The organism is Shewanella sp. Shew256, assembly GCF_002196695.1.
Lineage (GTDB): Bacteria > Pseudomonadota > Gammaproteobacteria > Enterobacterales > Shewanellaceae > Shewanella > Shewanella mangrovisoli.
In genome coordinates this window covers 283,784-307,643 of record NZ_NAJR01000002.1, presented here as the reverse complement: position 1 = coordinate 307,643, position 23,860 = coordinate 283,784, and the positions used below count along the sequence as shown (strand labels likewise).

13 protein-coding genes and 1 pseudogene are annotated in these 23,860 nt (G+C 50.7%); 4 read left to right on the top strand and 10 right to left on the bottom strand.

Going from position 1 to position 23,860, the window contains the following annotated elements; translation table 11 throughout:
* The first annotated feature begins 157 nt into the window (after positions 1–157).
* Positions 158–934 (top strand): substrate-binding periplasmic protein, encoded by a 777-nt coding sequence (locus tag B5P39_RS04220; protein ID WP_088210581.1) that lies wholly within the window; start codon positions 158–160, stop codon positions 932–934.
* Positions 935–971: 37 nt separating this feature from the next.
* Here the strand turns inward: B5P39_RS04220 and B5P39_RS04215 are convergent, their stop codons facing one another.
* The 9 genes and pseudogenes from B5P39_RS04215 to malQ all read right to left on the bottom strand — a co-directional run bounded on the left by B5P39_RS04215 (position 972) and on the right by malQ (position 19,441).
* Positions 972–2,069 (bottom strand): CobW family GTP-binding protein, encoded by a 1,098-nt coding sequence (locus B5P39_RS04215; protein WP_088210580.1) that lies wholly within the window; start codon positions 2,067–2,069, stop codon positions 972–974.
* Between the two features lie 123 nt (positions 2,070–2,192).
* The gene (locus B5P39_RS04210; RefSeq protein ID WP_088210579.1) at positions 2,193–3,578 is read right to left on the bottom strand and encodes a DEAD/DEAH box helicase; all 1,386 of its coding nucleotides are present in this window, start codon (positions 3,576–3,578) and stop codon (positions 2,193–2,195) included.
* Between the two features lie 213 nt (positions 3,579–3,791).
* Positions 3,792–6,821 (bottom strand): EAL domain-containing protein, encoded by a 3,030-nt coding sequence (locus B5P39_RS04205; RefSeq protein WP_088210578.1) that lies wholly within the window; start codon positions 6,819–6,821, stop codon positions 3,792–3,794.
* Positions 6,822–6,977: 156 nt separating this feature from the next.
* A complete protein-coding gene (locus B5P39_RS04200; protein ID WP_176399866.1) occupies positions 6,978–8,561 on the bottom strand; it encodes a glycogen synthase in 1,584 nt (527 codons plus the stop codon).
* A 67-nt stretch (positions 8,562–8,628) separates the two neighbouring features.
* On the bottom strand, positions 8,629–9,891 hold the full coding sequence (gene glgC / locus B5P39_RS04195; RefSeq protein WP_011717793.1) for a glucose-1-phosphate adenylyltransferase: 1,263 nt from the start codon (positions 9,889–9,891) through the stop codon (positions 8,629–8,631).
* A 118-nt stretch (positions 9,892–10,009) separates the two neighbouring features.
* Positions 10,010–12,523: a glycogen/starch/alpha-glucan phosphorylase gene (locus tag B5P39_RS04190; protein WP_088210576.1), complete on the bottom strand. Its 2,514-nt coding sequence runs from the start codon at positions 12,521–12,523 to the stop codon at positions 10,010–10,012.
* Between the two features lie 2 nt (positions 12,524–12,525).
* On the bottom strand, positions 12,526–14,784 hold the full coding sequence (gene glgX, locus B5P39_RS04185) for a glycogen debranching protein GlgX (protein WP_088210575.1): 2,259 nt from the start codon (positions 14,782–14,784) through the stop codon (positions 12,526–12,528).
* Positions 14,781–17,018, bottom strand: coding sequence for a 1,4-alpha-glucan branching protein GlgB (gene glgB / locus B5P39_RS04180; protein WP_176399859.1), 2,238 nt, complete (start codon positions 17,016–17,018; stop codon positions 14,781–14,783). The genes glgX and glgB overlap by 4 nt, the downstream gene beginning before the upstream one ends.
* A 17-nt stretch (positions 17,019–17,035) precedes the next feature.
* Positions 17,036–19,441 (bottom strand): annotated as a pseudogene (gene malQ / locus B5P39_RS04175) (4-alpha-glucanotransferase).
* Positions 19,442–19,950: 509 nt separating this feature from the next.
* Here malQ and B5P39_RS04170 point away from each other — a divergent pair.
* Positions 19,951–20,586, top strand: coding sequence for a peptidylprolyl isomerase (locus B5P39_RS04170; RefSeq protein ID WP_088210574.1), 636 nt, complete (start codon positions 19,951–19,953; stop codon positions 20,584–20,586).
* A 59-nt stretch (positions 20,587–20,645) separates the two neighbouring features.
* Here B5P39_RS04170 and B5P39_RS04165 read toward each other — a convergent pair whose 3' ends face one another.
* Positions 20,646–21,122, bottom strand: a complete 477-nt coding sequence (locus B5P39_RS04165; protein ID WP_041408827.1) for a MarR family winged helix-turn-helix transcriptional regulator — start codon at positions 21,120–21,122, stop codon at positions 20,646–20,648.
* Positions 21,123–21,449: 327 nt separating this feature from the next.
* Between B5P39_RS04165 and yiaY the strand changes: the two genes are divergently transcribed.
* Positions 21,450–22,598, top strand: coding sequence for an L-threonine dehydrogenase (gene yiaY / locus B5P39_RS04160; RefSeq protein WP_088210573.1), 1,149 nt, complete (start codon positions 21,450–21,452; stop codon positions 22,596–22,598).
* Positions 22,599–23,289: 691 nt separating this feature from the next.
* Positions 23,290–23,664 carry a hypothetical protein gene (locus B5P39_RS04155; RefSeq protein ID WP_011717800.1) on the top strand — a complete coding sequence of 125 codons (375 nt, stop codon included), beginning with the start codon at positions 23,290–23,292 and terminating at the stop codon, positions 23,662–23,664.
* The last annotated feature ends 196 nt before the right edge of the window (positions 23,665–23,860 follow it).

The window sequence follows — 23,860 nt, the reverse complement described above, 5'->3', positions numbered from 1 at the left end:
TTAAAGAAACACTCTTATCCCGTATAGTCACTTTGCAAACTGCGAGTAAGCATAAAAATCGGTGTACAATTTGCCAGTATTGAGGAAAAAGAACATTTACCTAATAACTACCTCGAAATTGAACTAAATTCCTATAGTCGTCATAAAGGAACCCTCAATGGCATGTAAAAGAGTGCTTATCGCTTGCAGCCTTTTTATCCTCTCGAGCCTGTGCCCACCCGCACAGGCGGAGGAGCTGCTTGCCGTCGGTACCTCGTTTAGCCAGATTTTTGAACAAAATGCCAAGGGCGAATACAACGGTCTAGCTGTAGATATTCTGAATCGCTTTGCCGAACGCCAAAAAGTGACGATTCACTATCAACTTGCACCCTGGCGCCGCGCCCAATCTATGGTCGAACGAGGGCAAGCGGATATCCTAATTGGCCCCTACATTTCAGAAGCTCGTCAGAAAGTCTTAGCCTTTTCGTCCCTCGCCTTTTACCGTGACGACATTGTCTTTTACGCCAGAACCCATCATCCCACGTCTTGGGATGGCAATTACGCCAGTATCCGTGGCCTAAGAATTGGTAAAATGCAGGGGTGGAGTTACGGCTATCTGTTTAACGAGCGCACTAAGTCGCTCACCATCAATGAATTTACCGATCTTAAGAGTGGCATTGAACGCTTATCCCGTGGGGATCTCGATCTGCTCGCGAGCAATGTCCGTAATACTCAGTCGCTACTGGCGCAAATCAAGATCCCACAGGCCATCATGCCACTTTCGCCCGCAATTGATACTCAAGATGGCTTTATGGCTTTTCCAAAATACGCTCAATTTCAACCGCTTCTGGAGAGTTTTGATCTGTTTCTGCAAGACATGGTACAAAGTGGTGAATTAGCAAACCTCGCCAAGGCGAGGGGCGTGTCTATCCCCGATACTATGCTGACCGAGTAGCACGACTCCCCACTGCAGATGAAATGGCGTACTTAGCCTAGCGCGCTAAACAGCCCAACAAACCTTGCTCAATCTCATCCCAATTGAGCGCTTGGGTCGCGATCATTTCTAAGCGTGAATCTAGGCTATCGTCCAGCTCAGTCACCGCCATATCGCCATCACTCCAATTGATCCCAGCAATGCCATCGCTGGTGATCATCACAGCTTTTAGCCGCAAAAGTGCAGAATGACCTTGAGTCTGCGCCGAGATAAACTGCATGAGTTTATCAAAATCAAACTCTTGCATTGGCTCAATAACCCAGCCGCAGCTAAAGCAGCCTTCGCCCTGATTGTGCTTACGCACTAGGCCGCGCGCATCGAATTGAAATGTTTGCTCGCTCGCATCCTCGGCAAAAACGCCCTGCAACCCTAAACTGTCGCGAGTATTTCGCAAAAGACTTGCGGATGTTGTCACGGGTCGAAAAGCGGCGGATTTGCCATTCGAGGCATTTTGACGCCGTGGCTGTCTAAGGCCGTCGAGCAAGGCTTCGGATAATCCCTTTGTCGCACAGTGTTCAATCACACGGGTATCACTCAGCTGTAACTCATTCAAATATTGGTTTAAGTCGTCCGCCAAGTGCCCGCCCGCAGCCACTTCAAACTCGGGGTATAAATCGGTTTTCGTGGTAACTATCATATCGGCGACGTGCAACTGCTGGATAAAATTGTCGTGCCCACGGTAGCGTTCATCCCGTAATTTGCGGGCATCGATAAGGCATAAAGTGCTCTGCAAACTGATGACATTTTGATAATGGGGCGCGCTAAGGACTTTGATAATCTCGTTGGGATGCCCAAGCCCCGTCGGCTCAATCAGCAATCTGTCTGGCTTAGCACGGGCGATCAGTTGATTAATGGCGACTTGAGTCGGTACACCTGCGGCGCAGCACATGCAGCCCCCCGCCACCTCACGAATTTGCACGCCGCTGTCGCTAGCATCCATCAACCCAGCATCAATCCCGACTTCGCCAAACTCATTCACTAATACTGCCCAGGTTTCGCCTTCGGGTTTGGTCTTAAGCAGCTGTTTAATAAGGCTAGTTTTACCTACGCCTAAAAAACCTGTGATGATATTGGTGGGAATGGCTTTGACTATCATGGACGACACTCTCATGGCAACGAACAGAATTGAGGGCACTCGAGTGTAGGGATTATCCCTTTAAAGCTCAACAAAAAGCGCGCCAATGGCGCGCTGATAAATGGATAAACCGATACAGAGGGATTATTTACCCTTTTGAGTATTCGGCTTATTTTTGGCATATTTACCTTCACGGGCAGGCGATTTACGCGCCCGTGCTTGGCTTTCGCTCGATTGACCAAATCCGGCGTTGCCGCCAAAGCCGCCCTTGCCCCGCGCACCATTAGCTTTAGTGCCATTGCCGCCCGCGCCTTTAGCCCCCGTATTGCGACTGCTCTTGTAATTCCACTTAGCGGTCTTAGTGGTGGCAGTCGGCACCTCACGGTAACACGCAGGCAACGGTGTGCCTTCCTCGTAACCGAGCTGTACCGTCACTGGCAGAGTTTGGCCAATCAAGGCCTCAATCTCGGCTAGCATCTCATCATCTGCAGGAGACACAAATGATATCGCGCGGCCCGAGAGCCCCGCACGGCCGGTGCGGCCAATACGGTGAACATAGTCTTCCGCAAGGAATGGTAATTCGAGGTTAATCACTAAGGGCAGCGCCTGAATATCTAAACCGCGCGCCGCCACATCGGTCGCCACCAGCACTCGCAATTTGCCCGCTTTGAAATCATCGAGTACGCGATTACGCGCGCCTTGGGTTTTATCGCCGTGGAACACGCCCGCGCTGATCCCATCGAGGGTGAGTTCCTGCAATAGATGTTCGGCGCATTCTTTAGTGCTGGCAAACACCAGCACCTGACGCCAATTGTTGCGCCCGACAAGCTCAGACAATAATTCGGCCTTGCGGCGTTTATCGACTCGATAGACCAGCTGCTCAACCGTAGATGCCGTGGTATTTTCGGCCACATTGACCCACTCGGGTTGATTGAGCATCTTATGGGAAAGCTGCTTGACCGCATCGCTGTAGGTGGCTGAAAACAACATGGTTTGATGCTCTGTGGCGATAAGGCGTTTTACCTTTTCAATGTCGCGCACAAAGCCTAAGTCGAGCATGCGATCCGCTTCGTCGATCACTAAGGTGGTCACACTCGAGAGATCTAAATGGAATTGGCCAATAATGTCGAAGAGTCGCCCCGGCGTCGCAACCAGAATATCCACGCCCTGCTCCACCCCTTTACGCTGCGGATTCATGTTCGCGCCGCCATAAACGGCTAGGGTTTTCAGGGGTAAAAACTGACTGTATTTCTGAATGTTAGTGCAAACTTGAATCGCCAATTCCCGGGTCGGCGTCATCACCAACGCCCTAAGTAAAGGCTTATCATTTGGCTGCTTTGACAGTTGCTCAAGCACGGGTAAGGCAAAGGATGCGGTTTTGCCCGTGCCCGTTTGGGCGCAGGCCATAATGTCTTTTCCTTCGAGCGCGAGGGGGATCACCTGCTGCTGCACTTGCGTGAGCTGCTGATAGCCACACTCAGCTATCGCATTCAAAATAGGGGAAGATAAGCCGAGTGTGTCAAATTTCATAAAAGCTCTTTTTGTGAGTGCGAAGTGTTAATGCAAAACCGATAAATGCAGCTTGGTTCCATAAAGTGCGACGTCGTTAGCAGGCTTTATCAACTGCTATTCGAATCAGCCGCAATATGCCCTTTACGGGGCCGCGGAGTCTAGCAAAATTTGCGACGCATTTATAGGCAAAAAATGGGCATAAACTCAAGGCTGCGTTCACGCTATGCTCGCCTATGCCTCTTTCACCAAATGCTGACGCGCAAATTCGGTAGCACTCACAGGCTTAGAGAATAAATAGCCTTGGCCATAGTCACAGCCCGCATTGAGCAGCACTTGGCGCTGCGCCTCGGTTTCGACCCCTTCGGCGATCACTTTCATCCCGAGTTTATGGGCCATAACGATAATCGCCTCGCACAGGGTTTGGTCGCTTTCATCCGTGTCGATATTACGGGTAAAAGATTGATCGATTTTTAAATAATCGATATCGAACTTCTTCAAATACGCCAAGGAGGAATAGCCCGTACCAAAGTCGTCCAAGGAGACTTGTACACCCGCGTCCCGATAGGCCAAGAGTTTTTCGGTCACGCCCATACTGGCATCGAGGAGTAACCCTTCGGTGATCTCGACGCACACCCCTGTACCTGTCACATCCAATTCCTGCAGTAACTCGAGCCAATTGTGCAGCAGCGTGCCTTCATCGCGAAACTGGATCGGGGATTTGTTAACACTGATTTGAATTTCAACCCCAAGGTTTTTACGCCACTGAGCGCTTTGACGCGCCGCCTGCTCAAAGACCCAGTTGCCAATCTCGACAATCAGCCCGGTATCTTCAGCGACGGGAATAAATTCCGCAGGGGATACATAACCCCGCTCAGGGTGAAACCAACGCAATAGCGCTTCGGCCTTAAGCACCTCGCCCGTGGTCATGGTCACTATCGGCTGGTAGTGCAGCTCAAATTCTTTATTCAACACGGCTTGGCGCAAATCTTGGATTAAGCGCATCCGATATTTGGCGTATTCCTGCATCGAAGGGGTGAAATAATTAAAACGATTGCGGCCCTGATCTTTCGCCGCATACATGGCCTGATCCGCATGTTTGAGCAAACCTTCTATGCTGGTCGCATCATCGGGATAAAGGGTGATCCCAATACTGGCGCTGATATAGGCGGTTTCCTCACCCAGCACATAGGGATCGGCAATGCGGCGTAAAATGTGTTCGGCGACCCGCTCAATGCCCTTGTGATCCTCCATGCCGCTGAGCACCACAGTAAACTCATCCCCTCCGAGGCGAGCCACCACATCGGTATCCCGCACGCAGGATTTTAAGCGACTGGCGGTTTCAATCAGCAATAGATCCCCCATGGCATGGCCAAGGGTGTCGTTCACTTCTTTAAAGTAATCCAGATCGAGGAACATCAAGGCAAAGTGATTGCGATTGCGATCCGCACTCTTTATTTCGGCGCCCAAATATTCGAGCAACATGCGCCGATTCGGTAGGCCCGTGAGCGTGTCGTAGTTGGCCTGTTTCCAGATCAAATGCTCGCTCTGCTTTTTATCTGTGATATCGGAAAACAGCGCCACACGGCGATAGGGTTGACCATCTTTATCGTTAATGGTGTTGATGGTCAGCCAAATAACGTACTCTTCATTGTTCTTACGTCGTTGGCGCATTTCCCCCTGCCACTCGCCTTTTTCGCGGATTTCATTATTCATCTCGGTATAAAAACCATGGCCGTTGAGATCGCAATAAAGCATGCGAATATGCTGGCCGCGAATTTCTGACTCGCTGTAACCCGTAATCGCGGTAAAGGCGGCGTTGACTGTGATGATAATGCCGGTTTCATCGAGCACGCTCATGGCCTCGGAGCTGTTGTCATACACCAGTGCCGACAGCTTTAAGGATTCTTCAATAAGCTTGGCCTCGGTGATGTCCGTGTAGGTACCACACATCCTTAAGGCATTGTTATTGGCATCACGGCTCACCACTTTGCCCGTATCCAAAATCCAGCGAATATCGCGGTTGAGGGTTTTCAAGCGATATTCCATCTTATGCTGCGGCGTTTCTCCGCGAATATGGGCCTCGATGGAGTGCAGCACCTTGGGCCTATCTTCGGCGACAATCGAGTCCATCCATTGACGGCTATTGGCGTTGAGCATGTCGATATCGCAACCTAGGATATCGGCGCTGCGGGCGTTACGCTCGATATGGTCATTACGGATATCCCAGTCCCAAACACCCAAGTCGCTACTGCTTAACACCAACTCCAGTTGTTCACGACTGGCGAGCACTTCCCTATCGGCTAGGGTCTGTGCAGTGACATCTAAGTAGCCCGCAATCACCAATAACACCTGATGGTTCGCGCGCTTACAGGCGACCGTCATATGGGTATACACAATCGAATTATCTTTAGCGATAAAACGCTTATCCATCTCATAGTTATCAATCTTGCCCGCGAGCATGAGTTCAAACTTGACGATATCAGCCTCGACATCATCGGGATGGGTGAGCTGTTTCCAGGTCATATGCAGCAACTCATCCTCTGAGTATTTCAGCATCTGGCAAAGCCTTGGATTCACCTTCATCCACTTTTGGTCAACGCCAGTAATAGCAATCCCTATATTGCCGACGTTAAATTGGCTGCGGAATAAAAAATCATCCTGCAAACGGATCTGCTCGTCACGTTCCAGCTCAAAACGGCGGGACAGCAAACGGCTCAGTAGCCAAGTCGCGAGGGGATAAATGGTTAGCACGGGCAGCATGATTTTTTGCAACACGGGAATGGCAATCTTGTCCGGCAGCAAAAAGAACCACAACAACATAACGATGTGGACAACAAAGGCAAAACTGAAGATTTCTCTGCCCGAGATATTGGCAAGGTAAGATTTACGCTGTTGACGCCAGAGTACGCCAATCAAGCCAGAGGACATAATCACGCCTAACCCCACCCACATGGCGGCGCCGCCAATACTGTAACGATAAATTCCGGTGATAATCACCGCCACCGCAGTAGGCAAACCACCAAAAAAGAGGCCGGTAACACATAAAAGTACTGAGCGAGTATCGAAGATAATGCCGGGCTCGTACATCCATGGGGTACTCATAATCGTGACGCCTATGCCACCTATGAGTAATCCGATCCCCAGCCGCCACAGAAGAAAATACTGCCGCTGATGCTTTTTAGGAATCGCATCGTACAAAAATACCAAGGCGAGCAGTAACGCCGCATTTTGTACTAAGGGTAAGAAAATGCTTTTATCCATGGATGTGGAAGCAACTCCAAAATGAGGGAACGGATTATCTTACGAAAACTCTCCCTCACAAGTGTAGCAGAATTGCTTACAAATCATGATCTAATTACAGTAGCTTGCCGACAAAATCTTGCCTTGGCACGCGGCCAAAATCCCGTGCAGGCAAGCTTAAGCGTAGAGCCGAGTCTGGTATTCGAGGGCAATGCCGTGCCAGTCGAAGCGTCGTGCTTTCGCCTGACGTTTGAGTTGCATCCAATCATTACCGCCAAATATCTCCAGCGCGTCGCTAAGCTTTGCTAGCATAGCCTCACCCTGCGCCTTGATATCGTCGCCATAAAACACAAAGCCATCGACATTATCCTCGACCGTATCCCGCAATCCGCCAACCCCATGCACAAGGCAAGGCTGACCGCTACGCATAGCAAGCATTTGGCTAATACCACAGGGTTCGAAGGAGCTTGGCATCAAGAACAAATCACCCACTTGGTAAAGACACTGGGAGAGCTCCTCATGGTATCCCTGCAGAAATACAAAATGGGCATACTTGGCCGCAAGGGTTTGAAAAAATTGCCCTATTTCAGGGGCGCCACTGCCAAGTAGTACAAACAGTGCCTTAGGCTGCGTTTGCTGCAGCTGTTGCAGTAACGTCTCTAATACCGATAAGCCAGAAGGTAAAATATGGCGCAGGATCAGCACCTTTTGATCGGTAAGTCGACCAACCGAGGTCAACAGAAAGTCCGGAAACGCCCCCGCAGAGGCTTGCCGCCACAAGGCTTGCAGCCGCGTAAAGGCAATCATATCGACGCCACTGACCTGACTTCGCCCGCCCTGCCACTGTACTAGGGCCGACTCGATGCAACTCAGTAACGCCCTAAACTCGGTTAATCCCATACGTTCGAGGGAGGTTTGCGCTAAAGCCTCTGGGTATTCGCAACCGTTTAAAATGCCAAGCACTCGCCCCTGCTCGGCTTTGCGTTGTAAATCCGCCTCTAAACCTTCACCACCGAAGAACCCCAACTCGGGGCGAGAGGGAAGCAACACCTCCTTGGCGTAGGTGGGTGAGACGAGATGCACCTTACCCGCCAGCGTAATGCCCATCCGCATCGGATTGATGCAATGGGGATAACGGGGGTCGATAATCTGGGCGCGTTGGCCCTCATCCAACTGGGCGAATAAGTGAGGAAACCAAGCCGCAAAGCTTGAGGTATCATGGCTCAGCGGCCTTATCCCCTGCAGCGCAAGATTATGAATCGAAAACACACATTCTATGCTTTGCAATGCTTGATACTCAGGCGCCAGCGCCCGCAGCATGGCTAAACATCCCGTGTGCCAGTCGTGCAAATGTAAAAGCTGAGGCATAGGCACAAGCCCTTCAACTAAGGCTTTGGCTACGCTTGCACACAACAGCGCAAACTTAGTCGCATCATCGGCAAAGGGGCGGTCACTCGTGCCTTGGCTATAAATCTGCCCGGGACTGGATTGCCACAGCCCATGCTCGAGCAAATAAATATTGGCGCCCTGCACCTTGGGGTGCGCCAGCCAATACAACTTAATCGGCTCCTGTCGCCCGGCAAAACTCACCTCAAACTCATGGATAAGTTTAGCCCCAAGGCCGGTTAAAAATCCGTAGCTTGGCATAATTACATCGGCTTGGATTTCAACACCCGCGAGGGCTTGGGGCAAGTCACGGATCACATCCGCCATCCCGCCCACTTTCGCCCCTTTCAGCGCCCCATTTTCTGCCGCGACCATTAATATGCGTTTCACCTAACTTCATACTCCAACAGGGTTAATATTCAAGCAAATTACCGGCTTGGCCTTACTCATAGCCCACGGGCAGCCCTAACATATCGCGGGTGACTAAGGTGATGCCTTTCTCGGACACCCTAAAGCCTTTTGCCCTGTCATGGTCGTGGTTATAACCAATCACTGTGCCTTCGGGGATGATGCAGCCCCTGTCGATGATGGCGTTTTTAATCTTACAGTGGCGCAGCACCACCACATCGGGCAGCACGACTGAATCCTCAACCACAGAGTAGGAACAAACCCGCACCTCGTTAAACAATACACTGCGGCGCACGGTCGCCCCCGAGATAATACAGCCGCCGGATATAATCGAATCCACCGCCATGCCGCGTCTATCGTCATCGTCGAACACAAACTTGGCGGGAGGCAATTGCTCCTGATAGGTCCAAATCGGCCATTTGGCATCGTAGAGGTTTAAGGCGGGCGTGGGCGATAACAATTCCATATTGGCCTGCCAGAAAGAATCTAAGGTGCCCACATCGCGCCAGTAGGCTTGCTCGTTGGGGAAAGCACTCTTAAAGGGGTAGGCAAACACTTTATGTTTTTCGATGATCGAGGGAATAATGTCTTTACCAAAATCGCGATCGGAATTGGCGTTTTGCGCGTCTTTCTTTAACTGTTCGAACAAAAACTCAGTGTTAAACACATAGTTGCCCATCGAGGCGAGGCACTTCTCTGGATTGCCAGGGGAGTGTTTAGGATGCTTGGGTTTTTCTTCAAATCCTAGAATGCGCATCTCGTCATCGACTTCCATCACCCCAAAGGCGCCCGCCGCTTCGGCCACGGGCACCTCGAGGCAGGAGACTGTCATATCGGCGCCGGATTCGGCATGGGCCGCCAATAAGCCAGCGTAATCCATGCGATACACATGGTCACCCGAGAGCACCATCACATACTTAGGCAACTCATGGCGGATGATGTCGATATTTTGGAATACCGCGTCGGCCGTGCCCTGATACCAATTCTCAGAGTAACGTTGTGAGGCAGGCAGAATCTCCACCGACTCACCTAATTCCTTTTTAAAGTGGCCCCAACCGCGCATCACGTGGCGAATTAACGAGTGCGACTTATATTGGGTCACCACCCCAACGCGGCGGATCCCCGAGTTGATGCAATTCGACAGCGGAAAATCGATGATCCTAAACTTCCCCCCGAAATACAGCGCGGGTTTGGCGCGCCAGTCGGTGAGTTCATGTAAACGCGAGCCTCGGCCACCAGCCAGAATCAATGCATAGGTTTCACGAGTTAAATTACTGATATAACGTACATTAGACATAGGCTCTACTCCCCAAATAGCACATCAGTGCCGATTGCTTCACAACGACTCTTCCCTGCCGCCCTTAGGCCGCAGGATTGCATACAACTGCGCATTCCTTTGCTCATCAACCTCTCCGTTACAGTTTCCAAATATCATCTCTATAGCCAGCAATCGTCACATCACTGGAGAAGCGACCACTGGCCGCCGTGTTGCGAATACTCATTTGTGTCCACTTTTTTGGATCTTTATAGGCCTTAGCCACAGCCTCTTGGGCGAGGCGATAACTGTCGAAATCCGCCGCCGTCATCCACTGATCGTCAGCGCTTTCAATCGAGGCGATAATGGGGTCGAAAATCCCCGGCTCCAGCAGGTTAAAATGGCCGCTCTTGAGTAAGGCCATGACTTCGGATAAGGCGTGAGACTCGGCGATAATCCGCTGCGGTTGGTAATCGCAGCGCATTTGGGTCACTTGCTCGGCGTTGAGGCCAAAGAGGAAAAAGTTATCCTCGCCCACCTCTTCGAGCATCTCGATATTGGCGCCATCCAAGGTGCCTATGGTGAGTGCGCCGTTCATCATGAACTTCATATTGCCCGTACCAGAGGCCTCCTTACCCGCGGTGGAGATTTGTTCGGAGACATCGGTGCCGGGACAGATTTTTTCCATGGCACTGACGTTGTAATTGGGCAGAAACGCAAAGCGCAGATAAGGCGCCACCACAGGATCGCAGTTGACCATATGGGCAACATTACTGGCGAGTTTGATGATGAGCTTCGCCATAAAGTAACCGGGCGCCGCTTTACCGCCGATCAGCACGCAGCGTGGTACTAAGTGCTCTGTATGCCCCTGCTGGATTTGATGGTAGAGATGGATCACATGCAGAATATTGAGTAGCTGACGCTTGTACTCATGTATCCGTTTAACCTGCACATCAAACAGCATTGCAGGGTCAAACTCGACGCCACATTCCTTGGCGATCATCTTGGCGAGTTGCACCTTGTTGGCTTGTTTCACCTCACGCCACTTTTGAATAAAGCTAGCGTCTTGGGTTAAGGCATTGAGCGCCGTCAGCTGGCTTAAGTCCGTCACCCAGCCCTTGCCTAAATGGCTAGTTAACAGTTTGGCGAGCGCGGGATTGCAGTGGGCTAACCAACGTCTTGGGGTCACGCCATTGGTGCGATTGTTAAATTTCTCCGGCCACAGGCTATAAAAATCCTTAAACAGGCCCGACTTTAATAACTGGGTATGTAGCGCTGCCACACCGTTTACCGAAAAGCTCGCCACTATGGCTAGGTACGCCATGCGCACATGGGGATCGGGGCCATCTTGAATGATCGACATGCTGGCCAGTTTGGCGCCATCCCCCGGCCAGTGGTGGGCAACTAAATCGAGGTATCTGGCATTGATTTCATAGATGATTTCTAAAATTCGCGGCAACATCAGCGCCATCATACGCACGGGCCAGCGCTCTAACGCCTCGGGCAACAATGTGTGATTGGTATAGGCCATAGTCTGGCTGGTAATCGCCCAGGCGGCGTCCCATTCGAGGCCATATTCATCCACCAGCAGCCGCATTAATTCGGGGACGGCAATACTGGGGTGAGTGTCATTCAGTTGGATCACATTTTTCGCGGCAAAATCGCTGAAATCATGGCCGTGGTGATGCACCCAACGTTTTAAAATTGCCTGTAAGCTAGCGGAAGACAAAAAGTACTGCTGACGCAGGCGCAGCTCTTTACCGTTTTCGCTGGCATCGTTGGGGTACAACACCATAGTGATTTGTTCAGCGAGGTTCTTGCACGCCACCGCCTCTGTGTAATCCCCTTGGTTAAACTCTGCTAAATCAAAGTCATCCGTCGCTTCGGCTTTCCAAAGTCTGAGGCTATTCACCCGACCATTGCGATAACCAGGCACGGGCATGTCATAGGCCACGGCGAGCACATCCTGAGTGTCGACCCAAATCATGTGCCTGCGCCCTTGTTTATCCACATAGGATTCGGTGTGACCGAAAAACTTTACCGTCACATTATGGTGTGGAACGCGCACCTCCCAGGGGTTGCCCTCACGCAGCCAACGATCTGGGCGCTCCACCTGATAGCCATCGACAATCTTCTGAGCAAACATGCCGTATTCGTAACGAATGCCATAGCCCGTGACGGATAAATCCATGCTGGCGCAGCTATCGAGAAAACACGCGGCGAGTCGCCCAAGGCCACCATTGCCTAACCCCGCATCGTGTTCGGCCTCCTCAAGCTCCTCAAGAGACACGGAATATTGGCTAAGCGCCTCGCGGCTGTCTTGCTCTAAATCTAGATTTAACAAGGCATTACCTAATGCCCTGCCCATCAGAAACTCCAGCGATAAATAGGCCACTTGCTTGTTGTCATAGCAGCTATCTTTGATGCGCGTCTCACGCCACTCATCCAACATTTGCTCCTTAACGCTGAGTGCCAGTGCTTGAAATAACTCACCGTGAGCCACTTCGCCGCGGCTTAATCCATAACGCACATGGCGATTAAAGGTCGCGGGCAGGGCATCACAGGGCTCGCAGGGTTCGAGTGTCGCTTTTGGCTTACTCGGCGCGGCCTTAGTGGCACGTTTTTTGGGGGGAACGCCGCTGGTATTTGGGCTCAGCTCACTGTTATGACTCATAGTTAATTCCTTATAAAATCAGCATGAAACAGCATAAGACTGCGATCCTGTAGCAAGTACCGCGTCGGTGAGGACTGAGCATCCAGCGGCTCAGTGGGAGTTAAAAATTGTGGGTCGGTTTGGGTATGCAGCAGACATTGCCACGGCCCTAAACCGTCAAAAATCGGCAGAGTAAAGGCCAAGGGATGCTCATCGGCATTGACCATTAACAACAGTGCTTGAAGGCTGTCACCCTGAGTCTGTGGTTGAGTGGCGGTTAAATTGCCCGATAGCACCACGCAGAGGCTGCGGCCCATGGACTCACTCCACAGGCTTTTGCTCATAGGTTCACCTTGGCGACTAAACCAACCCAGCCTCGCCCCCGATGGGGTTGATACAGGGCTTGCTGCTTGAGTTGAAGATGACTCAGACGACCAATCGAAAGCATTGGCCACTAGCTGCTCATGGATAAAACGTTTGGCACACAAGAGCGGAAAGCGTTTACGCAAGGCAATCAACTGTGAGGTGAAACTCAGCAATGAGCTATCCATGCCATCCGATGACCAATCGAACCAATTCAATGGGTTATCTTGGCAATAGGCGTTATTATTCCCGCCTTGGGTGCGGCCCGTCTCATCGCCGCTGAGTAACATGGGCACCCCTTGGGAAAGGAATAATGTGGTCAATAGATTGCGTTGCTGGCGAGCGCGCAGCGCAAGAATGGTGGCGTCGTCGGTGTCGCCCTCTACTCCGTAGTGATGGCTGAAGTTCTCATGGTGGCCGTCGCGGTTTTCTTCACCGTTGGCCCAATTGTGCCGCTCGCAATAACTCACTAAATCTTTAAGGGTAAAACCATCGTGACTGGTTAAAAAGTTGATACTGGCGGCAGGAGGACGACCGCTATGCTCAAAGAAATCCCCCGAGCCATGAAATCGCCTCGCAAACTCGGGCAACATGGCGTGATCGCCCCGCCAAAAACGCCGCATAGTGTCGCGGTATCTGTCATTCCACTCGCTAAAGGCCACCGGGAAATTACCCAGCTGATACCCACCCGGACCAATATCCCAAGGCTCGGCAATCAGCTTCACCCGGCAAAGTACTGGGTCTTGCAGCAACGCATCGAAAAAACCACTACCTGGGTCGAATCCATAGGCTTCACGGCCAAGGCAGGCGGCTAAATCGAAACGAAAGCCATCGACCCCCATCACTTCGACCCAGTAACGCAGCGAATCTAACACCAACTGCAACATGCGTGGGTGATTGAGGTTTAAGGTATTGCCGCAGCCGGTATCGTTGATATAAAAGCGTTTATCGTTTGGATGCAGTCGGTAATAACTCAGATTGTCGATGCCGCGAAAGCTAAAAGTCGGTCCGAGACGACTGCCCTCGGCGCTGTGGTTATAGACCACATCGAGAATGACTTCGATGCCCGCACCGTGCAGCGCATCCACCATGTTGCGAAACTCGCCGATATCCTCACCCGAGAGATAACTCGGCTCAGGCGCAAAAAAGCCAATGCTGTTATAGCCCCAATAGTTAGATAGCTGTTTTTCAAGCAGAAAGGGCTCGGAGAAAAATGCCTGAACCGGCAGTAACTCGACGCAATTCACGCCGAGATTGACTAAGTAATCTATCGCGGCATTCGATGCCAGCCCAGCAAAGGTACCACGCAGCGGCGCATCTATCTCAGGGTGCAGCGCGGTAAATCCCTTTAAGTGCATCTCATAGATAATGCACTGCTCAAGTGGCAATGGCTCACGCTTGCTTGCAAGCGGCCGAATAGTATGGGCCTTAGCGGCATCCAAAAGGGGTCGAGTATCGACCACTTTGCATTTTGGGACAAAGTCCGCGTTATCTAAGGTACTGAAAGATAAGTCCTCGTTGGGGTTATCAATCTCATAACCAAAGTTGGCGATATGGTGGTGATAGCGTCCCACGAGCTGGCGAGCGTAAGGGTCTAATAGCAACTTATGCGGATTAAATCTGTGGCCTAATTGCGGCTCGTAGGGACCATAAACACGGTAGCCATAAAGCTGGCCGGCACTCAGTCCATGCACATACAAATGCCAGATCTGCTGGGTCTGCTCCGTCAAGGCGATGCGCTGAATTTCCACCTCGCCTCGGGCATTAAACAGACATAACTCCACCCCAGTGGCATGGGCCGAAAACAGGGCGAAATTCACCCCGCCATCATCGACCGTCGCCCCCAAGGGAAAGGGCTGCCCCGCACTTAGGTTATACGCGGTTGAGCCATCAGCATTTACAGGCACAGGATTCGTCATAGGCTGGTATCTCTTGGCGCATCCGTCGCAGGCCCGAGGATTAAGCAACCCAGGGGCGGCACAGTGATCAACGCGCTCGATGCCATGCCCTGCCAAGGTAAATCTTCGGCAATCACCTTGCCCGCATTCCCCTGATTGCTACCGCCATAGAGATGGCTGTCGCTATTGAGGTACTCACAAAAATCCCCGCCTTGGGGCAAGCCGATACGAAATCCTTGGTGCAGGGTTGGCGTCATGTTCACCACAAACACCAAGGGCACATCACTACCCTCGCCATAGCGAACAAAGCTAAAAATACTGTCGCGACCATTGTCACAATCAAGCCAGCGAAACCCCTGTGACTCATAGTCGAGCACGGATAAGGCGGGGAATTGTCGATAAAGCCAATTCAGATCCCGAAGCCAGCGCTGTACGCCTTGGTGGGGTTCAAAAGCGAGCAAATGCCAATCGAGGCTATGGTTATGGTTCCATTCGTCGCGCTGGGCGAACTCGCCGCCCATAAACAGTAATTTTTTGCCCGGATGCCCCCACATAAAGCCGTAATAGGCCCTGAGGGTGGCGAATTTTTGCCAGTCATCGCCAGGGATTTTATGCAGCAAAGAGCCCTTGCCGTGCACCACTTCATCGTGGCTTATCGACAGCATAAATTGCTCCGAATAGGCATACATCAAACTAAAGGTCAGCTGGTTATGGTGATACTGGCGATAGATGGGATCGCGGCCCAAGTAGCTTAGGCTGTCGTTCATCCAGCCCATATTCCACTTAAAACCAAACCCCAGCCCGCCGCAATCCGTCGGCTTAGTCACCCCCGCAAAGGCGGTCGACTCTTCGGCTATCATGCAAATGCCAGGGAAGGCTTGATACAAACGTTGATTCAACATTTGCAGAAAATGAATCGCCTCTAAATTCTCCCGTCCGCCATAGGCATTGGGCAGCCATTGCCCGGGTTCACGGCTGTAGTCGAGGTACAACATGGATGACACCGCATCAAGCCTGAGCCCATCGAGGTGAAATTCCCGCAGCCAATAGCAGGCATTGCTGAGCAGAAAGCTGCGTACCTCACCACGGTCGTAGTTATAGATCAGCGTGTCCCAATCGGGGTGCGTACCTTTACGCGGGTCTTCATGTTCGTAGAGGCAAGTGCCATCGAAACGCACAAGGCCATGGGGATCCTTAGGGAAATGCGCCGCGACCCAATCGAGTAACACACCAATCTCGGCCTGATGGCAGGCATCGATAAAGGCCTTTAAGCCATTGGCATCGCCAAAACGATGGGTCGGCGCATACAGGCCAACGGGTTGATACCCCCAAGAGCCGTCGAAGGGATACTCGCTGACTGGCATCAACTCTATATGGGTAAAACCTTGCTCCTTCACATAGGGGATCAATTGCTCGATTAAGTCTTGATAATCAAAATATTGCTCACCGAACTCACCTTTTCGGCGCCAAGAGCCTAGCTGCACTTCGTAGATAGACATAGCGGCGCGATGCCAAGCCGTGGTCGCCCGTTTGTGCATCCATTGTGTATCCGCCCACGGGTGTTGGTGTTTTTTCGGCACTATGGAGGCATTGTGCGGTGCACATTCCATTTGGGTCGCCATGGGGTCGGATTTGGCGTGGCGCTCGCCATTTTGATAAACCAAATCAAATTTATAGTGCGCGCCTTCGGCAACATCAGGCAGAAAAATCTCCCATAAGCCGTTGGCCAGATGTTGACGCATCACATGGCGAGTATCGTCCCAGTGATTAAAATCCCCCACCACAGAAACCCGCTTAGCATTGGGCGCCCATACGCAAAAATGCACGCCTTCGACGCTATCGACTTGGCGCCAATTCGCACCTAAAAAGCGATAGGCCTGTTCAGAGCTTCCCTCACCGAAGAGGTATAAGTCCTGACTATCGAGAAGAGAACCAAACTGATAGGGATCGATAATATCCTGCTCACAAAGGGGATAAGTCACCCGTAGCGCATACAAAAAAGGCTTAACCCGTCTGCCAAGCGTGCGCGCAAAGAGCCCCGCCTCATTGACGCGCTCAAGGCTCGCCACCTTACGGCCATCCTTAAGACTTATCACATCAACCTTGTGGGCATTGCGTAAAAAACAGCGCACCACCAAGGCCTTGCCCTCGTTGATACTGTGCATACCAAGCAGGGAAAACACATCCGTATATTGACCGTTTAACAGCGCAACATCGCTACCGTCATAGAAGTAAGTCTGGGCTTGAGTCATCATTTGGCTTCCATTTTTAGTCAAAGGGTATCTATATGCGCAGCCGCTTCTGGCAAATGTCTTGCCGCAGCAATGCGTTGCAAACGCTCAGCCAGCGCAGGCCTAGCTGCAGCTTCGCTTAGGCTGATGGGCAATCGCCGCTGCCAATTGGGGTACTCGAGCCAAGTGCCGGGGATATTCACCGCATGGCGGTCCCCTAGCAGATCGCACCATTGCACGCTGTAAAGTGCGCTGTTGCCCGAGGCGCCAAAGGGCATCCACGCCGTTAATAAGTCTTCAATATCAATCTGTTGAATATCTGTCTCCGGCAATAAGCCCTGGGAGATTAAGCGCTGCGCGAGCTGGTGTTTTTCCTGCTCACGTCCGGCTAAGGCCTCACCTAATTGCTCGTCGGTATTGAACAGTTCGAGTTGTCGCCTCAGGTGCAAATCGCTGCCCGTCCACCAAGCGACTAAGGTCGGCACATCGTGGTTTGCCAGCATCATCAAACTCTGGAACTTATAGTGGCTCGGCGGCTTAAAGCCTTGATGGTCTTTGCAGAAGTAGAACAACTCGTTGGAATAAACCCCCGCCTGATACAGGCGATGAATAATCTCGGGCGGCACTAGGCCTAAATCTTCACCAATCACCACACAGCGGGCACGTTGACTCTCAAGGCAGAGAATCGCCAACAGGGTTTCGACCGGGTAATACACATAGGCGCCATGGCCGTGGCGCTTATCCAGAGGCCACCACCAGAGTCGCAACAGCCCCATCACATGGTCGATTCGCAGCGCACCGCAGTGGGTCATATTGGCGCGAGTCAGTTCAATAAAATGGCGATATTGATGCTGTTTTAGCTTGACTGGATCGAGGGGCGTAAGTCCCCAGTTTTGTCCCTGCGGCGCGAAGGGATCCGGCGGTGCGCCTATGCTGGCGTTTAAGCAGAACTGCTGCGAATTGGCTTGAACCTCAACGCCTTGCAACGCAGCGCCTACGGCCAAATCACGAATAAGCCCAATGCCCATTCCCGCTTCTTTAGCTTTGAGCTGGCACAATTGCAGTTGATCTTCGGCCACAAACTGCAGGTACAAATAAAAGCCTTCATCCTGCGCTATGGCCCGTGGACTGCGGAGCGATTCGGCTTGGGCAAATTCCCTGAGCGGCGCGCCCTGCTCTGCCACAAAATCCTCAAATCGCTGCGCCCTGGGTGTTTTTGGCTGTAAATGGTGTTCGCAAAAGACAGTGTATAAACGTGCAAAGGCGCGGTACTTAAGCTCGCTGACTTTGGGGTAATCGAGCCAGTTCTCCGCGTTGAGTAGGGCAATGATTTCTTGCCACTCCTTCGCCGCAAACTCCATCTTTAAAGGCTCAAATTCAGGCACGCTAGGTAAATGAATATACAGCGGATTCAGCCTTCTACGATCGCAGGGACTATAGGGACTCGGATGTTCCGGCGCGGCAATATCTAAGGCATGTAATGGATTGAGTTGAATGAAATCGGCGCCATATTCGGCCACTAACCCGATAAGTTGCTCTAAATCGCCAAAGTCGCCCATGCCCCATTGGCTTTCGCTGCGCAGACTGTATAGCTGAAGACTCACGCCCCAAGGTTTATGGCGCTTTCCTTGAGCTACAGCGCTCATCACCCCTTGATAGGCGGTTCTCGGTGCCACCATAAAAGTGCCATGGAACTCAGTCGCCTTACTTGCTGCAGAAATGCTTACTTATGAGTTGCTTGCTGCTGAGGTGCTTGCCGATGCTACAGCTTGATGATCATCTGCCAGCCCAAGCAAACTGACGCTCAGAGTGTGGTACCCCAGCCCCAAGCAAGATAAATCACTTAAGTTGTCTTTATTGCTAGATGTGTTTGGCGCGGCGCTGACATTTTCCCATGAACGGCGCGGCTCAGCCTTGCTATCTTGCTCAGCGGCATCGCCCGCATCACGGCAATGAAACTCATGACCTAAGAGGTCGAGGCGGTATTGCAGGAACTGACACTCATTGGCAAAGAGACTATTGCCAAACTGTGCCAACTCCTGCGCCTGAATCCGATAATCCCCAATCGGTTTTAGCGCCGAAAACGGCACTTCGAGGATAACCCTCTCCCCTTGCTCACAGGTAAAGGTGAGCAGCAGATCGCCACGGTAAGATTGAGGTAAATACAGACAGACCCAAGGTTCGTCGACATAGCACCAATGAAACGCCGGCAACACTTGTGTCCAATGATGTGCATCGAGTTGATACACCTGAGCGTCAAGCTCGTCGCCACTGGGTAAACTCGTTAATGGTTCATCCTTTGCCTCGCAGGCCTGAGTATTTTTCTCCTGCAACATACAGGTCAAAATCCCTTGCCTGTCAGCCTCGGGAATGCGGATGTACTGGCCGAAGCAGTCGGTAAAGTCTGCTCCTACGCCCCGCAAATACAGCAACTTCTCCAGCCCCATATTTGTCGCCCCCGCGACTGCTCATCCATAGCCTTAGATAGGCAGTAACCATGCCAGCGCAAAATAACAGCATGAAGACAGATTTATGTCAGCCAAATGACAACAAAGACAACTTATAAATCAGCATCTTGAATAAAATGCGTGTCTTTATCGCCCAAGCCTTAGCCCACAGGGCCATCTCGTAAACGCACTAGTTTGAAGCAGGGAGTGATTAAAAAAGGTGCAACGCGCTTAAATGGCGCAAGTAAAACAGCGTCTTATCTTGGAGCAGTATTTCCAGAAGCATCGCATCGGTTGAATCCCCCGCACAAACAACAAATCCCGTATCAGCAACTAGCTGCAACACTTTGTATCAATTGTGTTTTTCATCTTGAACTCCAGTTCATCGCTCTGTCACTATGCGCGTTCAAAACAAAAACAACACCTAATCGCAACATTTCCCCATAGCGACTTACATCATTCAAAGTGGCGGGGATGAATGGCGAACGACGCAAAATAAGGAAATTGATATGAAAAGAATCACGGGACTTTTACTCGCCAGCAGTTTGAGCTTAGCCCTTGGCGCCTGCGGCGGCAGTGGCGACGATGAATTAACACCAACGATCCCAACTCCCGATCCAACCCCACCGAACTTAAGCGCCGATGTCTGTTATTTAATGAGCACTACTAAGGGGGATTTGACCTTAGCCATCGACCTCACCAATATGCCGATCACGGGTAAGAACTTTAAACAATATGTCGATAAGTCATTCTATAACGGCACTTTATTCCACAGAACCATCAATAACTTTGTGATCCAAGGCGGTGGTTTCACCACGGGATTACAAAGCAAGCCGACCAGCGCGCCGATTAAAAACGAGGCCGCCGTCGGCATCAGCAACAAACGCGGCACTATCGCGATGGCGCGTACCACAGTGCCAGACTCCGCAACATCACAGTTCTTTATTAATGTGTTAGATAATCCGCAGCTCGATGCTTCGGCGAGCAGCTATGGTTATGCCGTGTTTGGTAAAGTCGTCGAAGGAATGGATGTGGTCGATCAGATAAGCATTGTGCCGACCAAAACCAGCAACGGTTTTAGCGACACACCAGTGAATGAAATTTTGATCAATAGCGTGACGGAAACGACCTGCCCCGCCGCCTAGCAAAAATAACAAAGCACTGTAGATACAGTGCTTTTGTATTATTTAGCACCGAAAGGGGATTATTCGTCCCCTTGAATTTTACCCACCAACAGCATAGGCGCGGCATCAATTTTATCGGCGTCCATCATTGCGGCAATACGCTCCACCGATGAGAGCAACTGACTCTGCTCCCACTCTTCAAGATTTTGATATTGCTTTATAAAATGCTCTTGAAGTGGTTTAGGAGACTCTTGCAATAATGCCCGCCCCGCCTCACTTAAATGTAAATGCACCTTGCGCTTATCGGACTCGCTGCGTTTGCGGATCACTAATCCCCGCCCTTCAAGCCTATCAATAATTGTCGTCACAGTGGCAGGGCTGAGGGTGATTTCTTCGGCCACCTGTTTGGCTAAGGGAGCGCCGAGCTGGGCAATTTTCTGCATCACCATTAACTGCGGCCCCGTCAGGCCTGAATGTTTATTGAGTTGCCGGGAATGAATGTCGATAGCGCGGATCACCCTGCGCAGTGAAATCAGCAGTTGTTCGTATTTTTCCATCGTGCTTCGCGTGCTCCTCATCAACCCAACGGCCGCACCTTACCAGAAACTCAGCCACAACTCACCTCGGTGGGCAATTTTATCGCACATTCGTCCTAGGATAACTAAACAAGCATAAGCTGAAAAAAACCTTAAAAAACATAGCGTATATCAAGCCTGATCCCTGTCATAAAAGTTCATTATTTAGTTATCTAGTTCCAACTTTAGTGGGAATTTCACCCCAATAAACTGCCTAAGCCGATCTAGATCACATCTTGCATACCCCTAAATTGGTAGCTTGGTCACCAGAAAGAAACAAATTTAATTTACAAGCAAATAGGTGGACTTATGGCTGCTAAATTTTTTATCCCTTCCGTCAACGTATTAGGCAAAGGCGCCGTCGATGACGCTATCGGAGATATCAAAACCTTAGGCTTTAAACGCGCGTTAATCGTGACGGATAAACCTCTTGTCAAGATTGGTCTGGTTGGTGAAGTGGCCGAAAAACTCGGTCAAAACGGCATTACTTCAACCGTGTTCGATGGCGTGCAACCCAACCCAACCGTCGGTAACGTCGAAGCCGGTCTTGCGCTATTAAAAGCCAATCAATGTGATTTTGTGATTTCATTAGGCGGTGGCTCCCCCCACGATTGCGCTAAGGGTATCGCCCTAGTTGCCACCAACGGCGGCAGTATCAAAGACTATGAAGGGTTAGACCAATCCGCTAAGCCACAACTGCCATTAGTGGCCATTAACACTACCGCTGGCACCGCCAGTGAAATGACCCGTTTTTGTATCATCACTGACGAAGCTCGCCATATCAAAATGGCAATTGTCGATAAACACACCACCCCATTACTCTCTGTGAATGACCCTGAGCTGATGCTGAAAAAACCAGCTAGCCTCACAGCTGCAACAGGTATGGACGCGCTAACCCACGCGGTTGAAGCCTATGTGTCTATCGCTGCGAACCCAATCACCGATGCCTGCGCCATTAAAGCCATTGAACTTATCCAAGGCAACTTAGTGAATGCGGTAAAACAAGGCCAAGATATTGAAGCCCGTGAGCAGATGGCCTATGCGCAATTCTTAGCGGGTATGGCCTTCAACAACGCCAGCTTAGGTTATGTGCATGCGATGGCGCACCAATTAGGCGGTTTCTACGATCTGCCCCACGGTGTATGTAACGCCTTGTTATTACCCCATGTGCAAGAATACAACGCCAAAGTGGTACCAGATCGCTTAAAAGATATTGCGAAGGCGATGGGTGTCGATGTAGCCAATATGACCGATGAACAAGGTGCTGCGGCGGCGATCGCCGCGATTAAGGCCCTATCCGTTGCGGTAAACATTCCAGAAAACCTGACGTTACTCGGGGTTAAAGCGGAAGATATTCCAACGCTGGCCGAAAACGCCTTAAAGGATGCCTGTGGTTTCACTAACCCTAAACAGGCAACCCATGAAGAGATCTGCCAGATCTTCACTAACGCGTTATAAACCCGCGTTATAGAGCATTCGCATTAATGCCGTCTGTCGCGCGCCAATTGACAGGATGTTGTTCGGCTAGCGCAAGCTAACGACATGAGAATCGGCCCAAACAAGGGATCTTGTTTGGGCCTTTCTTTTGGGCTGTTCCAACCAATTTTTCACTACGCCATTATGTAAAAAACCGCCGTAGCGCCTTAATCTTCGACAGTTGGGATCCCATAGATCGAAAAATCGCTCCAATAGCGTAAAAACGTGATCTTGGTGGGTTACATGCTGTTACAAATCCGCTAGACTGGCTCCAGTTCGCTTTTTCCCTGCAAAAGATGAAGCCAGCTCAGAGGCCCATTCTAAGGAATGGGCCTCTGTCCCTTTTAGCGCCCGCCCCTACACCTCCCCAATAATTTGCTACTGTTTAATGACTCACAGCACCATGTAGATCCTGTTGCTTATTTGCTGCTTTATTGCGCAGTAATTAAGCAAAAACGAATTTGAGTGCAAAACTGAGAGATAGCACATAGATATTCGTTAAAAACTCATGCTAAATAACACTGAATAGAAATGAATTAACCGACTCATTTTTATATAAAAACACTTGTAAAAACTGTGATTTAACTCGGACGATATCAGCGCAATTAATGATTGACCGAATTCAAAAACGATGCCTATGATGGCAGCAACATCCTCAACAGGTAGGTACGCTATGACAGCAATTACTCATGTATATAACTACACAGTTAGATGTCCGCATTACAAAGATCCCGAACATCCAGTGAGTTGGTTAAACCACATCGAATTAAATCAATCCAGTGAAATTGCCTTAAACCGTATCACCAAATGGCACGAACTCTCAGGCAGTAAATCCTTCGAAACCAGTAAGTTTGTTGTCCGTAAAGCCGACAATGAAGAAGCCTACTTCTCCATGCAAAGTGATAGGCTTAAAAATGATGGTCACGCGCTCGTCACCTTTAAAATCTTCCTCGATACCTGCTGTGACGAGGCTGCGCCAGAAGAAATTATGCAGCACCTGATTGATGACTATCAGCAGCGTTTAGCTAAACTTGACCAAGCCTCATAGTGCTTTGCTTGAGAGTGACGTATCACACAAGCGATTAATCGCTAAGTGAAATAGCAACAATGCCAGAGTTAATACTCTGGCATTTTGTTTTAACCTTGTTAATCAAACCATTCTTAAACCGTCGTTAATCCGCCGCCTCGTTATCTTGAGCCAGAGACATTTAAGCTTCACTCAAGCAAACTTATGCATTATCCCT

Coding starts and splice junctions, on each gene's coding strand:
- B5P39_RS04155 (WP_011717800.1), top strand. CDS start 23,290: ATGACAGCAATTACTCATGTATATAACTACACAGTTAGATGTCCGCAT.
- glgB (WP_176399859.1), bottom strand. CDS start 17,018: ATGATGACTCAAGCCCAGACTTACTTCTATGACGGTAGCGATGTTGCG.
- B5P39_RS04190 (WP_088210576.1), bottom strand. CDS start 12,523: ATGAGTCATAACAGTGAGCTGAGCCCAAATACCAGCGGCGTTCCCCCC.
- B5P39_RS04165 (WP_041408827.1), bottom strand. CDS start 21,122: ATGGAAAAATACGAACAACTGCTGATTTCACTGCGCAGGGTGATCCGC.
- B5P39_RS04210 (WP_088210579.1), bottom strand. CDS start 3,578: ATGAAATTTGACACACTCGGCTTATCTTCCCCTATTTTGAATGCGATA.
- B5P39_RS04220 (WP_088210581.1), top strand. CDS start 158: ATGGCATGTAAAAGAGTGCTTATCGCTTGCAGCCTTTTTATCCTCTCG.
- yiaY (WP_088210573.1), top strand. CDS start 21,450: ATGGCTGCTAAATTTTTTATCCCTTCCGTCAACGTATTAGGCAAAGGC.
- B5P39_RS04200 (WP_176399866.1), bottom strand. CDS start 8,561: ATGGTCGCGGCAGAAAATGGGGCGCTGAAAGGGGCGAAAGTGGGCGGG.
- B5P39_RS04215 (WP_088210580.1), bottom strand. CDS start 2,069: ATGATAGTCAAAGCCATTCCCACCAATATCATCACAGGTTTTTTAGGC.
- glgC (WP_011717793.1), bottom strand. CDS start 9,891: ATGTCTAATGTACGTTATATCAGTAATTTAACTCGTGAAACCTATGCA.
- B5P39_RS04170 (WP_088210574.1), top strand. CDS start 19,951: ATGAAAAGAATCACGGGACTTTTACTCGCCAGCAGTTTGAGCTTAGCC.
- glgX (WP_088210575.1), bottom strand. CDS start 14,784: ATGACGAATCCTGTGCCTGTAAATGCTGATGGCTCAACCGCGTATAAC.
- B5P39_RS04205 (WP_088210578.1), bottom strand. CDS start 6,821: ATGGATAAAAGCATTTTCTTACCCTTAGTACAAAATGCGGCGTTACTG.